The sequence below is a fragment of the Cohnella sp. WQ 127256 genome (assembly GCF_024519285.1).
In the GTDB taxonomy this organism is placed as follows: domain Bacteria; phylum Bacillota; class Bacilli; order Paenibacillales; family Paenibacillaceae; genus Cohnella.
In genome coordinates, this window is the sequence record NZ_JAMZCY010000004.1 from 513452 (window position 1) to 527579 (window position 14128).

Annotated in this window: 12 protein-coding genes; 8 read left to right on the forward strand and 4 right to left on the reverse strand. The window is 45.1% G+C overall.

Annotated elements, in window-relative coordinates:
• The first annotated feature begins 28 nt into the window (after nt 1-28).
• From M1K58_RS13870 to M1K58_RS13885, 4 genes are all read left to right on the forward strand, one after another.
• Nucleotides 29-1333, forward strand: coding sequence for an ABC transporter substrate-binding protein (locus M1K58_RS13870; protein WP_256759448.1), 1305 nt, complete (start codon nt 29-31; stop codon nt 1331-1333).
• Between the two features lie 155 nt (nt 1334-1488).
• Complete coding sequence (locus M1K58_RS13875) at nt 1489-2430, forward strand: carbohydrate ABC transporter permease (protein ID WP_256759449.1); 942 nt, start codon at nt 1489-1491, stop codon at nt 2428-2430.
• A gap of 17 nt (nt 2431-2447) precedes the next feature.
• A complete protein-coding gene (locus M1K58_RS13880; RefSeq protein WP_256759450.1) occupies nt 2448-3272 on the forward strand; it encodes a carbohydrate ABC transporter permease in 825 nt (274 codons plus the stop codon).
• Nucleotides 3273-3314: 42 nt separating this feature from the next.
• On the forward strand, nt 3315-4160 hold the full coding sequence (locus tag M1K58_RS13885) for a MurR/RpiR family transcriptional regulator (protein ID WP_256759451.1): 846 nt from the start codon (nt 3315-3317) through the stop codon (nt 4158-4160).
• Nucleotides 4161-4269: 109 nt separating this feature from the next.
• On the opposite strand, the gene M1K58_RS13890 is transcribed toward M1K58_RS13885, so the two are convergent.
• Nucleotides 4270-5247, reverse strand: a complete 978-nt coding sequence (locus tag M1K58_RS13890; RefSeq protein ID WP_256759452.1) for an ABC transporter substrate-binding protein — start codon at nt 5245-5247, stop codon at nt 4270-4272.
• Nucleotides 5248-5399: 152 nt separating this feature from the next.
• Between M1K58_RS13890 and M1K58_RS13895 the strand changes: the two genes are divergently transcribed.
• Together M1K58_RS13895 and M1K58_RS13900 are read left to right on the forward strand one after the other, a co-directional pair.
• Nucleotides 5400-6455 (forward strand): FecCD family ABC transporter permease, encoded by a 1056-nt coding sequence (locus tag M1K58_RS13895; protein WP_256759453.1) that lies wholly within the window; start codon nt 5400-5402, stop codon nt 6453-6455.
• Nucleotides 6452-7468, forward strand: a complete 1017-nt coding sequence (locus M1K58_RS13900; RefSeq protein WP_256759454.1) for a FecCD family ABC transporter permease — start codon at nt 6452-6454, stop codon at nt 7466-7468. Before M1K58_RS13895 ends, M1K58_RS13900 begins: the two co-directional genes overlap by 4 nt.
• A gap of 133 nt (nt 7469-7601) precedes the next feature.
• Here the strand turns inward: M1K58_RS13900 and M1K58_RS13905 are convergent, their stop codons facing one another.
• Nucleotides 7602-9710: an S-layer homology domain-containing protein gene (locus M1K58_RS13905; RefSeq protein ID WP_256759455.1), complete on the reverse strand. Its 2109-nt coding sequence runs from the start codon at nt 9708-9710 to the stop codon at nt 7602-7604.
• A gap of 233 nt (nt 9711-9943) precedes the next feature.
• Between M1K58_RS13905 and M1K58_RS13910 the strand changes: the two genes are divergently transcribed.
• Nucleotides 9944-10543, forward strand: coding sequence for a GNAT family N-acetyltransferase (locus tag M1K58_RS13910; protein WP_256759456.1), 600 nt, complete (start codon nt 9944-9946; stop codon nt 10541-10543).
• A 69-nt stretch (nt 10544-10612) separates the two neighbouring features.
• On the opposite strand, the gene M1K58_RS13915 is transcribed toward M1K58_RS13910, so the two are convergent.
• Complete coding sequence (locus M1K58_RS13915) at nt 10613-11575, reverse strand: helix-turn-helix transcriptional regulator (protein ID WP_256759457.1); 963 nt, start codon at nt 11573-11575, stop codon at nt 10613-10615.
• A gap of 171 nt (nt 11576-11746) precedes the next feature.
• Between M1K58_RS13915 and M1K58_RS13920 the strand changes: the two genes are divergently transcribed.
• A complete protein-coding gene (locus M1K58_RS13920) occupies nt 11747-13303 on the forward strand; it encodes an MDR family MFS transporter (protein ID WP_256759458.1) in 1557 nt (518 codons plus the stop codon).
• Here the strand turns inward: M1K58_RS13920 and M1K58_RS13925 are convergent.
• The gene (locus M1K58_RS13925) at nt 13240-14007 is read right to left on the reverse strand and encodes a uracil-DNA glycosylase family protein (protein ID WP_256759459.1); all 768 of its coding nucleotides are present in this window, start codon (nt 14005-14007) and stop codon (nt 13240-13242) included. The genes M1K58_RS13920 and M1K58_RS13925 overlap by 64 nt on opposite strands.
• Nucleotides 14008-14128 lie beyond the last annotated feature (121 nt).

Consider the following 14128-nt stretch of genomic DNA (forward strand, 5'->3'; position numbering starts at 1 on the left):
TAACCATACAACAGGAGGATTTCAAAACATGAAAACCAAAAAAGTGTCATTAGCAGTATTGGCGTTAGCAACTACAGTCGTCGTATCCGCATGTGGTAACAACAATACGAATAATTCCAGCAGCTCAGCACCTGCGGCCTCAGGATCAGCCGCAGTCGATAAAGTGAAGGTAAGTGTTACTTCTTGGAGAGCTGGCGATAGTGAAGTAGAACTGTACAAGAAGATTCAAGAGGAACTGAACAAAGTCGCACCAGAAATCGAGTTGGAGTATAAGGCTGTTAAAGCGACAGAGTACAACACTTCGCTCAGCGTAGCACTTAAGACCGATTCGGCGGCGGATATTATCCACCTTCGTCCTTATGCGGGTACCACGGCTCTGGCTGATGCCAATTATTTAGAACCGATCGACGGGCTAGAGGGCTTGAGTGTATTCACCGCTGACCAACTGGCTGCTGCTCAGGGATCAGATGGCAAACAATATGGTGTCCCTTATATGCTAAGTGCAACACAAATTTTGTATAACAAAGATATTTTCGAAAAAAATGGTTTGACAGTGCCTAAAACATGGGACGAAATGATCAAAGTTGCAGACAAGCTTAAAGAGAACAAAGTAACTCCATTCGCCTTTGGTTCCAAAGAGGGCTGGGTATTGTCGCTCATGCACGGTGCCATTGCACCGCAATTTTACGGCGCTGATTTCAACGAAAAATTCTTGAAGGGTGAAGCTAAGCTCAACAGCCCTGAATTTATAAAATCAATTGAAGCGATGAACAGCCTTAAGCCTTACTTCCCTAATAACTTCGAAGGCTTGGGAATGGAAGATATTCGCACCATGTTTGCAACGGGGCAGACGGGAATGGTCATCGACGGACATTTCGAAATTGCATCCATACAAGCCTTGAATCCAGATATCAAAATCGGAATGTTCCCGGTACCCCCAGTTGACGCAAATGGTAAAGCTTCCATTTCTACTTGGGTAGACGGTTCATTCGGAATTAATAAGAATTCCAAAAACAAAGAAGCAGCTAAAAAAGTTCTTCAATTCATGACCACCGAAACATACGGATCACTTATTCTTAATAGCACAAAGTCTCCTTCACCAATTCCAGGTGTATCGACCGACGATGAGCTAGTTAATGAAATTGCGCAATATTCTGCCACTAACGCTGTACCTTACTTTGCCGTCACTTATTTGAACTCGGGAAGCCCTACAACTAAATCGGCACTGGAGAATGCGCTTCAAGGTATGTATTTGAATGCTTTGACTCCAGAAGGCGTTGCTGAAGAAGTACAAAAAAGCTTGGACACTTGGTTTAAACCAGTAAGCAAGTAAGTTAACAAAAGCTCCTGTCCTGTCAGACTAGTCCCACAAAATTGCTGTCGCCTCTATGGGTTATGTGCGCTTCTATTAGGAACGTGCCTTGAGATGGCGACAGCTGTTTTTTCTAAAAAGTTCGATTAAGTTTTATTGCGAGGTGAGTTAGCTCTATGGAAAATGCCAATAACGCCAGATTGATTCGGAAAAAGTCGTCCTGGAGAAAACAATTAATCCACTTGATTCCGATTCCTGCCGTCGCTATATATTCGATATTCGTCGTCTACCCCATTCTTGCCGCATTTACCTATAGTTTATTCGAGTGGAATGGCATGACGATGGGCGAATTCAATAATTTTGATAATTTTATTACTCTATTTACTAAAGAGCCATTTAACACGATGTTCTGGAATGCATTAGGCCATAATATCTACTACTTCGTAGTGGAGATGGTTGTACAGAATGGGATCGCCTTCGGGTTGGCCTACATTATTTTCAAGAAAATAAAGGGTACCGGATTTCTAAAAGTAGCTTATTTCCTCCCGCGGTTGTTATCCATTATTGTCGTTGGCTTCTTATGGAAAATGATATTAAACCCGAATATGGGCATTCTCAATGTATTTTTGGAAAAAGTAGGTCTCGGTTCCTACGCACTTGCGTGGCTTGGAAATCCGGATACAGCTTTAACAGCAGTCGTATTGATCAATTCCTGGTTTGCTATTGGTTTCTTCATGCTTCTCTTCTTGGCTGGGTTGCAATCCATTTCGTCAGAGGTATTGGAAGCTGCCAAGCTAGACGGGGCTGTTGGATTCCGTCTCGTGCGGTCTGTGATTCTACCCATGATGTTCCAGCCACTTGTTATCGTTGTCGTAATGACGTTCATCCAAGCCTTTGAAGCCTTCGAGCTAGTATTTGCAATGCAGGGTTCAATGGGTGAGCCTTATTATTCAACAGATTTATTGGCAGTGTTCTTCTATCGCACAGCATTCGGTGGGAATGCAGGGGATTCGGGTGCACTTGGTATTGGTTCTGCACTGGCAGTTGTCATGTTTGTCATTATAGCGACGATTTCCGCCCTATTCATGTCCTATGTGAATAAAAAGGATTCGGCCTAAGAAAGGGGATCGCCTACATGAACTTTAAATTGTTAAAAAGAGGTATTCTATATACAATAGCATTCGTATATGCCGTTATTTCACTCTTCCCGATGTTCCTTATGATCATTTCGTCATTTAAGCCGAATATCGAGATTTTTACCAAACCGCTGTCCTTTCCGCTTAAGTGGACCGTTATCTCCTATGAAACATTATTTGTAAAATTAAACTACGCGAAATATATTGGTAATAGCGTATATGTAAGTATAGTGACACTTGCAATATTACTTATCATTAGTGTTATGATTTCATACTACCTCGCTAGATTTAACTTCAAATGGAATGGATTACTGTTTTTCTATTTTTTGATTGGAATGATGCTGCCCATTAAGCTCGGTCTCGTCCCGCTTTTTTTACTCATTAAAGATCTGGGCTTGGTCGATTCACTCTGGTCGATTATATTAATACATGTTGGAACAGGATTGCCGATGGCTATATTGATTCTGACCGGGTTTTTCCGGACATTACCGAAGGAGCTTGAGGAGGCTGGGAGAATTGACGGCGCGTCCAACATGGGACTGCTATTGAAGATCTTAGTTCCTTTAATGCGTCCGGCTCTTGGCACAGTTCTGATTATCAATTTTATTGGTGTCTGGAACGAATTCTTCTTCCCTATGATCTTTATCCAGAATGAAGCATTAAAGACGATTCCCCTTGGTATGATGCAGCTATTTGGTGAATTCACTACCGACTGGAGTGTATTGTTTGCAGGCTTGACCTTATCTTCCTTACCGATGATCTTAATTTTTGCTTTCGCCTCCAGGCAGTTTATGGATGGGTTAACTTCCGGGGCTGTTAAATAACAACACAACACTCGGAACAAGGGCTTGAACAGGAGGACTTATATGAACGGTGGGCTTGTGAGACTACGAGAAATACTGAATGCGATTACTCCTTCCGAGCGTAAGGTTGCAGATTTCATTATTCAAGATCCACACAGGATCATTGGGATGTCTGTCGCACAGCTTTCCCAGGAAAGCGGCGGCAGTCAGGCAGCTGTTATTCGGTTATGTAAGTCGGCAGGATTTAAAGGCTATCAAGAGCTAATGCTCAAAGTCGTAGGCGATTTGCAGGATGAGAGCAGCAGCGTAGGCTATCAAGAGTTTACACGTGAAGATTCTATAGAACAGATCATTGAGAATGTGTCCAACAATAACATCCAATCGATTCGAGATACGCTCAAAGTGATGACGGTTAAAGACGTGGAAAAAGCCGTTGAGGCCCTACAGCGTGCCAAACGCATCTACTTCTATGGGATTGGTGCATCTAACCTAATTGCCATTGACGCTCAGCATAAGTTTATGCGGATTAATAAAACGTGCTTATCCTTCTCAGATTCAGATCTTCAGCTAATCTCTTCCGTTATGCTAGAGAAGGACGACGTAGTCGTGGGGATTTCCTATTCTGGAGAAACGCAAACGATTATAGATTGCCTGAAGCGTGCACGCGGGCTTGGAGCTACAACGATTTCTATTACTCGCTATGGCAGTACAACGGTTAGCCAATTGGCGGATATCCCGCTTTACATTTCTTCTACTGAAACAGAGATTCGCAGCGGGGCTACCTCCTCCCGCATTACGCAATTGAATATGATCGACATTTTGTATCTCGGCGTTGCTAGTCGGGAATTTGAGAAATCAGTCGGTTATTTAGAAAAAAGCAGGAGTGTCGTGAAGAAATCGAAGAAATGATTTTACACCAGCTTCTACACCAAATTTTATACCAAAAGACAGAATAAGAGCGCTACCCGCGGGTATGCGCTCTTTTCTTCGCTATTCGATATTCATCTTACGTTATGCTTTATTTAATCAACTTGACCAAATCCTCAAGCATCCATTCCATTGCAGCAGTGCTGTAATCGTTCCATCTTGCGCTATCGACTAGCACGACCTTATCGTTCTTCACGGCAGCAATGTTCTTCCATGCGGAAGCTTTAAGAGTATTATACGTATCGATATCTGCCTGACCATCCACGAGGATGAACACGCGATCTGCACCGGCTGCATAATCAACGACAGCCTCTTCCGTAATTGCCTCCGTCTTCGTTACGGCAGCTTGTGCTTCCGTAGGAACGAAGCCGATATCTTGGAACAGTGGCGTAAATACGGTTGTTGCATGCTGATAGATCGCTTTGTTCCAGAATTGTAGAATAACGATTTTCTCACCTGCGAGGTTAAACGGCTTAAGTGCTTCTTTGGTTTGAGCCGCTTTGTCTGCGTATTGCGCTAACCATGCTTTTTCTTCAGCCTCTTTGCCCAACCAACCGGCGATTACGGACAAATGCTCCAGGGGGAGAAGTCCCCACTTCGTTGCGACTGTCGGTGCAATTTTTTGCAAAGCCTCCAGAACTTCAGGGGCAAAGTAGCTAGGAATGATGATCAAATCCGGTTTAAGCCCGAGAATTTTCTCCATGTCGGGTTCATCGCCACCGATACTTATAACGCCAGACAGTAAATCCGCCCCGTATTTACCTAGGTAGTAGTCATTCGTGCCAGCTGGCTTAATCCCCAATGACAGCACTTCACCCATATTCCCTAGCACAACGATCTTCTCCGGCTTTGTTGGAATTTCTACGTCCCGGTCTAGCCCATCCTTAATTGTCTTCGTTGTCGCTTCAGGCTCTACGGATGGAGTAGGTGAGCTACTCTCACTAGCAGTCGGCGATGCCGAAGGGCTAGCAGAATTGTTGCTGCTCGAGTTATTATCGCTACACGCAGCGGCAATAACGGAAAGAATGACAATAAGAATAAGTGCAAATGAGCGTTTTCCTGTTTTCAAAAAAGTTCCTCTTCTCTATTATGTAATTGCCATATTGATTGCGATAAAGTATATTAACAATAGTAAATAATAATGATAATCATTATCACTGTTGATCATTCTAATACATAACGTTACATATTGCAATTTTATTTCTACTAAAGGTGGCTTATATGGATATCTCCTCTAAGAAGGGGTCGTCTGAACCTCAACATCCAATACAAATTAAATCACGTCCCTGGGCTGCGATGTCAATTATTCTAATTGGACTCCTTGCCCTATTGCTCGGCTTGATGTTGTCCGTATCCTTTGGAGCGAAGGATATTGACCTGGCCACGGTATGGTCGGCAATATTCCGCTTTAATCCGGATCTAACGGAGCATCAGGTCATTCATGCGCTCCGGTTACCGAGAGTGTTGGCGGGAGCGATGGTCGGAGCAAGCTTAGCGGTAGCGGGCGCTATGATGCAAGGGATGACTCGTAATCCACTCGCCGATTCTGGGCTGCTCGGACTGAATGCCGGAGCTGGATTAGCTCTGGCATTATGCTTCGCTTTTTTTCCTGGATTGCCATTCTTATCTCTCATGTTATTTTCCTTCTTGGGTGCTACTCTAGGTGGTGTATTGATATTCGGCATCGGATCAATATCGATGGGTGGCTTAACTCCGATGCGATTGACGTTGGCGGGTGCGGCGATAAGTGCACTGCTGCTTGCCTTTAGCCAAGGCATTGCCCTACACTATCGGGTCGGTCAGAGTATGACGTTCTGGTATGCAGGTGGCGTTGCTGGGACAAGGTGGGATCAGGTCGAATTGATGTTTCCATGGATCATTGGGGGCTTAATCGGAGCGATGCTGCTGTCTCGCTTCATTACGTTACTTAGCTTCGGAGAAGAGTTTGCGGTTGGTCTTGGAATGCGTGTTCTGCCTATTAAGATCGCATTATTCTTCATAGTACTGATGTTGGCTGGCATATCTGTTGCTGTTGCTGGAGTGATCGGTTTCATCGGATTGCTCATTCCACATCTTACGCGAGCTTTGGTCGGCGTTGATTATCGCTGGATCATCCCATGCTCGGCGGTGCTGGGAGCTTTACTTGTTGTGGCTGCGGATTTTGGTGCGAGAATGATTAATATGAGCTTCGAGACGCCGGTAGGAGCGTTAATTGCTCTAATCGGTGTACCGTTCTTCCTCTATCTTGTTCGCAAGGAGAGGAGAGAGTTAACATGAATACGTTACGCAGTGAGCCACACAATCCTAAACAAGCACGGGCAACCGTATTTTTCATTACGATTGCGATATTGATCGCAGCTGTATTTATTATTAGTATGAACACGGGTTCGTTGAGCATGTCGCCACTGGATGTGATACGGACGTTGTTCGGACAAGGCACAGACCAGCAGAAGCTCGCCCTTTTTGATTTTCGCCTGCCGAGGATTGTTATTTCCTTACTCATTGGCGCAGGACTCGCAGTGTCCGGATGCTTGCTTCAAGGGGTCGTTCGCAACCCGATTGCCGATCCGGGTATTCTCGGCGTTAATGCAGGAGCCGGGGTTATGGTTGTTCTATTCATTACCTACTTCCCGAATAAGACGATCGCTCCTGTATGGCTTCTACCTTGCCTCGCATTCATAGGAGCTAGTCTCGCCGCATTGCTCTTGGTTATGCTCGCCTACAAGAAGAATATAGGCCTATCACCAACTAAACTCATCCTTTCGGGAATTGCAGTCGCAGCAGGTTTAAATGCCTTGATGATTGTCCTGACGATCCAGCTTGATTCAGATAATTATCAGTTTCTGGCGGCTTTCCTTGCGGGGAGTATATGGGGTACTGATTGGAGATTCGTAGTGGCGCTCTTGCCATGGCTTGTTATCATTCTACCCTTTGTTTTCTATAAGGCGAGGGTACTAGACCTTTTGAATCTTGGCGATCATATCGCGACAGGTCTCGGCGCCCCCGTTCAGAGAGCTCGTCTTACCTTTCTTGCAGCTGCGGTTGCATTGGCCGCATCCTGTGTGGCAGTTAGTGGTTCGATTGGCTTCGTCGGCTTGATCGCCCCACATATCGCTCGTCGACTCATCGGGACAACGCATAAAGTCTTACTGCCGGCTTCCGCGTTGCTCGGCGCATTGCTCGTTCTTATCGCCGATACGCTGTCTCGTGTAATCGACATTCCTGCTGGATTAATCGTTGCGATGCTTGGCGCCCCCTACTTCCTGTATCTTCTAGCGAAGATGAGATGATTTGCTTTCTAGTCCTCAACGGCAGAGCCTTCCGCTCGGCGTTTGGCCTAGTATGAATACATATTCGTGTACATCGAAAAGGGCACCCAAATGGGTGCCCTTTTGTTTAGTAGTTTATTCTTTTTTTTCTCTTTTACGGTGATGGAGTGTACATAACCGTGTATACAACTTCTGACGTTTTTCCGAGGCTATTACTCGCAACAATCTTGAAAGTATTCACGCCCGGATTCAGTGTCACATCCATACTAGAAGAATAGACCATCTTGTCGTTTACATACACCTTAGGATAGTTATCGTTCTCGTCGCTTACGGTCCAAGTAAGTGTGATCTTTTGCGATGCTGTTGATTCCGGCGCGTATCCTAAAATTAATCGCGGCCCCTGCGGCTCGAATACAATTGTACGTGACTCTTCTGTTATTGCACCGAAGCTGTTAACCGCCTTGAGCTTAATCGTATTTGTTCCCGGAACCAGAGAAACGACTGTAACGCTACCATAAACCTGCTCATCGTTAATGTACACTTTCGGGTAGCTATCGTTGTTGTCGGACACAGTCCAGGTCACTTTTACTGAATTTTTACCCGTCGTTGGAGCGATGTTACCTATAATTAGCGTAGGGCCACTGCTCGCAAACGTGACATTCGAAGATATTTCAGCTATTTTCCCTAGCTTGTTAACTGCTTTGACCGTTATTTTATTTTGCCCTGGCTTCAATGAGACGTTCATGCTAGTGCCGTATGCTTGCTCTTCGTTTACATATATCTTCGGATAGCTGTCGTTTTGATCCTTAACATTCCAGCTTACTTTAATCAAATCTTTGTTCGTCGTCTCTGGGAGCGGATCTACAATCAGAACAGGTGCCCCTCCGCTCAATACAACTGTTTTCGTTACTTCCGTTGACTTACCCATACTATTAACGGCTTTGAACGTGAATGTATTCGTACCTTCTTTAAGATTTACTATCGTGGTCGTGCCGTATTGCGGCTCTCCATTAAGATAAACCTTTGGTGAGCTATCGTTGGTATCTTGTACGGACCAGCTTATTTTCAACGTGTCCTTATCCGTCGTTGCCGGAACATTGAGCACGTTTAACACGGGACCATTCCCGCGGAAAATAACGTGTTTGACGACTTTAGTCGATTTTCCAGAGCTGTTCTCCGCAATAACAGTAATCTCATTGTCGCCTTCCACAAGATTAATCTTGGTGGAGCCGGAGGAAGCGTACTGCTTATCACCGTTAACATAGACGACTGGATTCGAATCATTACCATCTTTCGCCGTCCATGTGACGGTAATCGTTTGTTTGTCAGTCGTTTCCGGTATACCCTTCACATCGAGAGAAGGTGCCCCCTTCTCATATTTAACCGTCTTCGTCACCGTTTGTGTCTTGCCACCAGTCAACCGTGCAGATACGGTATACTTGTAGGTACCTTCTTCATTTAGACGGAAACCAACACGGAATGAGCCTTGTACGACTTCGGCTTCTTCGTTGTTAATGAATACCTTCGCGCCCTTGGTTACATCACCCGTGATGTAAAATGTGGGCGTTGCTGTCGTCTCAGCTACTTCAACATTTAGCGTGAGAGCTTGCTGGCTGTCTCCCGCTGCTCCCTTGATAACACGATAAAGTAGAGCTGCGGACTCTGCCCTCGTAACCGGCTGCTCCGGTCTAAATGTCCTATCGTTATAACCATTGATTAACTTATTTTCAACTGCTAGAGCTACATATGTGCTCATATTAGGTGAAATGTCATCCTGGTCGTCAAAGAGGTTAAGTATCTGATCATTCTTCAAATCATCCGGTAAATAACCAAGTGTCTTCACAAGAGCAACCGCAACATCCTCCCGCGTCGCTTTTGCAGTCGGGTCGAAGAAGGCTTTGCCCGATGGTGGATAATACCCCGTAAGAAACTCTTTGGAAGCTTCTATCGCCGTATAAGACCATCTTGATTTCGTCACATCCATGAACGTTGGCGAAAGGCTATCATTCGGCAAATCCAAATAGAAAGCACGGGTAATAATCGCGGCGAACTCTTCTCTTGTTACTTCTTTATTCGGTTTAAAAGTATTATCCGAGTAGCCCTTCACCAGCCCTAACTGGGCCATGCTATTGATTTCGTCCTCTGCCCAGAAGGTACCGCCGACATCCTTAAACTTAACTCCCTCTTCCGCATATGCAAGATACGGAAAAGCTAAAGTAACGATCAGTAGTAAAACTGAAAACATTCCTGCTCTTTTTTTCATGCTCTATGACACTCCTCGACTCCAATGAATTCGCACTTAGATAGAAAGGTTTATGTACGATAGTACTAATATAGCAAATGAATATTGAAAATTTTGTCGAATTATGTCACAAATTCACTATAATAATTGGACTACTAATAAAGCTCTAAATTGGCACTTTTCAACCTCCAATTTTCCTTGTAATCTATTTTACTAATTACTAGTAAACGGAAAACAAAAAGGAGACAAAGCCGATGAAAGTTGAACCTGTTATTTTGCAAGGAGCAAGTGTAACTCTTGTTCCAATGGAAGCTTCTCATATCGCCCCACTGTATGAATCACTGAATGCTCCGGAAATCTGGACCTATTCTCCTCCCGGAATGCGCACTATTGATGATATGAAAGCCTATGTCGAGACAGCTTTAGCGGAACGGGGAGGAGTGACTTTACCTTTCGTCATTCGAGACAGGGTGACAGAGCGTCTAGTCGGAACGACTCGGTTTGCAGATATTTCCGTCCCACATAGGCAATTGGAAATCGGTTGGACAGCACTTGCCCGAGAGGTGTGGAGAACCCGCGTCAACACCGAATGCAAATATTTGCTCCTACAGCATTGCTTTGAGACATTGGGTACGGTTCGTGTGCAACTTAAAGCTGATTCCCGTAACACCCGTTCTTTAAGGGCGATGGAGCGTATTGGCGCAACTCCCGAAGGCATACACCGAAGTCATCGAATTTTGAATGATGGCTATATTAGAGACACAGCTTATTATAGCTTCATCGCTTCAGAATGGCCGGAAGTGAAGAAACGGCTGGAAGGCATGCTTGCTGATCATGCGACCTTATCCAACTAACGCTCATCGCTCCAAAACAAAACCGGATGATCAGTGCGGAGTCTAATAAGCTCAGCACTGATCATCCGGTTATCTAATATCCTCATTCGTTGCCTCTATATACTGATTGGCGATCTGCTCCCCTAAGCTTCTGATCTTGTCCGCTACATGGGCTGGCTCAAGCACACGAACATCCGGTCCATAGCTGAGGATCATGCCATACATCCTTTGATTAATCGAAAAGCTAGCTCTGACTAGCAACGAGCCATCCTCTTGAAGCTCTACGTTGTCCAAGCCATAGGATTCCTCCACCCGCATTCTTAACCTAGAATGAAAACGAAGCAGAAGCTCAACAACAGGACCTCCATCCTTATTCCCCCACCGAGCGTCAAGCTCTTCCATTCGAACACCTCGGTTTTTGAAATGCTCCAAATGAATCCGTAATCCGCTTAATCTCGAAAGGCGAAACGTCCGGTAATCACTGCGAAGTCTACAGTAAGCATACAAATACCAGGCATACCCCTTCCAAGCTATCCCAATTGGCTCTACCTCTCGCTGTTCTCCGAGTCCTTCTGTAGTTGTATATAGAAACGATACGACAGATCGGTTCTTCGATGACTGGCGCAACAAGGAAAGAATGGACTTATCCTTCAATCCCCCTCCATGCCATAGGTTCGTATCAATGATGAGCGTTTCGCCCGCCTCTTCCATCTGGTTCTGCTCGGATTTAGCTACCAATGCCTTAATCTTGGTCAATAAGCCGTCCATTTCCTGGTCATCAAGCGACGCCTGTACACCCTTCAGTGCAGTAAGAATCGATTGAAGATCATCAAATGTAACGATTTGCCGATCGATACGAAACTGCTCCATGATTTCATAGCCCCCGTCGCTTCCAGTAAAGGAAACAAGAGGAATGCCCGCGGTATTAATCGTCTCCAGATCACGATAGATCGTCCGAAGCGACACCTCGAACTTATCTGCAAGCGCCTGAGCGTTAACCCTACGCTGACTTAATAGAACCATAGTAATCCCAAGTAGTCTCTGTACCTTCAAGACAACCCCCCCTTTTTACCACCCATAATTTTATTATGAAGCAAGAAAGCCGTCGATTATTTTCATAATACCGTACCGTCCCTGACATATAGTTGTCAACAAGGGTGGCTTAAGATGATTTCAGATGGTTGTTAACCAATCAATTCAGATAACGGAAAGGACTTGAAGCATATGGCAAAGCTGAATAACAAATTAGGAGTAATCATTGGAGGACTGCTGCTTGCTATTCTGATGGCATCTATGGATAACACAATTGTTTCAACGGCAATGGGGACAATCGTCGGAAAGATGGGGGGGCTCGACAAATTTGTGTGGGTCACTACAGCGTATATGGTCGCTGAGATGGCGTGCATGCCGATCTTCGGCAAGCTATCTGATATGTATGGACGCAAGCGGTTTTTCATCTTTGGGATCATCGTATTTATGATCGGCTCCGCATTGTGCGGAATGGCACAATCCATCATTGAGCTAAGCTTATATCGGGCTGTGCAAGGGATCGGGGCCGGTGCTATGGTTTCGATAGCGTTCACCATACTGTTCGATGTTGTTGCTCCTAAGGATCGCGGGAAGATGATGGGAGCATTCGGCGCCTTGTTTGGCTTGTCGAGTATTCTTGGACCCTTATTTGGTGGATACATCACTGATCACATTAGCTGGTCATGGATCTTCTACATCAACCTACCATTAGGCTTCATTGCCTTACTATTGATTGCATTGTTTTATAAGGAATCTGCAGAGCATTCGAAGCAAAAGATCGATTGGGCGGGTGCTATTCTGCTCATTGGGGCCGTCGTTTGCTGTATGTTTGGGCTTGAGCTTGGCGGCAAAACCTATGCATGGAGTTCTCCACAAATTATCGGCTTATTCACTGGTTTCGTCGTTCTGTCCCTCTTGCTTATCCTTGTGGAGAAGAAGGCCGCAGAACCTATTATCTCGTTCCGTCTATTCCGCAGCAGACTGTACACAACGAGTAATTTGGTCGCGATGTTCAGTGGTGCGGCATTCATGACAGCATCGATCTTCATTCCAATCTATGTACAAGGTGTTCTTGGCGGCTCAGCATCCAATTCAGCATTAACATTACTTCCGATGATGCTTGGCTCGGTGGTAACCGCAACGCTTGGTGGGATTCTGCTGACAAAGCTGTCCTACCGTACAATTATGGTTGGGACACTAGTCATGCTGGTTATAGGTCTTGCACTCCTGTCCCAAGTTACAGCAGATTCCTCCCGTCTTCTCATTACTGTGATTATGATTCTAATTGGACTTGGGATCGGTGCTACATTCTCGGTTTTGAGTACTGCTGTGCTTCATTCGTTCCCTATGTCGCAACGTGGGGCTGCGAGCTCAACATTGAATTTCAATCGTTCACTGGGTATGGCTCTTGGCATTACGATCTTCGGTATTGTGCAAAGCCATAGCCTGCTCTCGAAGCTCACGCAATCTTTTAACAAGGGAAATATGACGATCCCCAAAGACATGAATCTCAGTGATCCTCATACGTTGCTCATTCCGGAGCTTCGTCAATCGGTCGATACTCAACTGCTCGACACCTTGACCACCGGGCTATCGAGCTCTATTGGAACAACCTTTGCATGGAGTCTCATTCCCGCTGCATTGGCGCTAATCGCTGCATTCTTGATGACGAAGGATAAGATGGACCCCTATGCTGAAGTCGAAGGCGATAGAGAAGATGTAGAGGAAGCCATTACCCTATCCCTCATTTGATCTAGATTGCTTGCGAACTGCTTATGTCTATGCCCATTGGCCCCAGAAGGATGGGGAAATCCCCATAAGCATTGATTAGCATCTAGCCTTCCTTCTTGCACAAGAACGTTAAGAGCACTCTCTACTACTTTTCCCAACGGGATAATCAGCACCTGTTCCAGAATTTCAAGTTCTTCATCTATTGACGATAGCGCAGCCGTCTTAAGGAATGGGTTGGATAGCAGTGTGGGGTGGGCACCGCTATAATTTTTCTTGCCCACGAACACCGGAAACCGCAACAAAGATGTCGTATGAAGCAGTTGCTGATGCTCTTGAAATAGTCCGTCGCAGCTGGGTAGGTTCAAATAACGATGAAGGTGGATTTCGTTAAGCATATTGACCAAATTCACTTTCATCGTTCCCGCGAATCTCGCTGCTTCTTTTGCCTTCCCACATACCTCTTCATCCGAAAGCCCCTCTTCCAAAGCGGCTTTTGCTGCTTGTAAGGCTATTCTCATTTGTGTAAAGCCAGGCGTTAACCCTATGATCATCACCTTTGCCGAAGGATTGGTAATCTCATTGTGTGGTGCATAGTACATTTCAAGCTTCCCGTCGCGAGCCATTAACAGATCATCAATCAGTATATCTTCTTTCAATAAAACTTTACCGTTAGGGAGAGAAAGTACAACCTGTTTATATGTATCCAAATGGTTCGAAATAAGCATACATGTACTCTCTCCCTTCCCGTAATAATCTGTCTCCACACCCTTAGGATGAGCAGTAAAATAAAGGAATAACCGAACTTTATGTCGAATTTCTTCGTATGATGATGAGAATAACAAATAA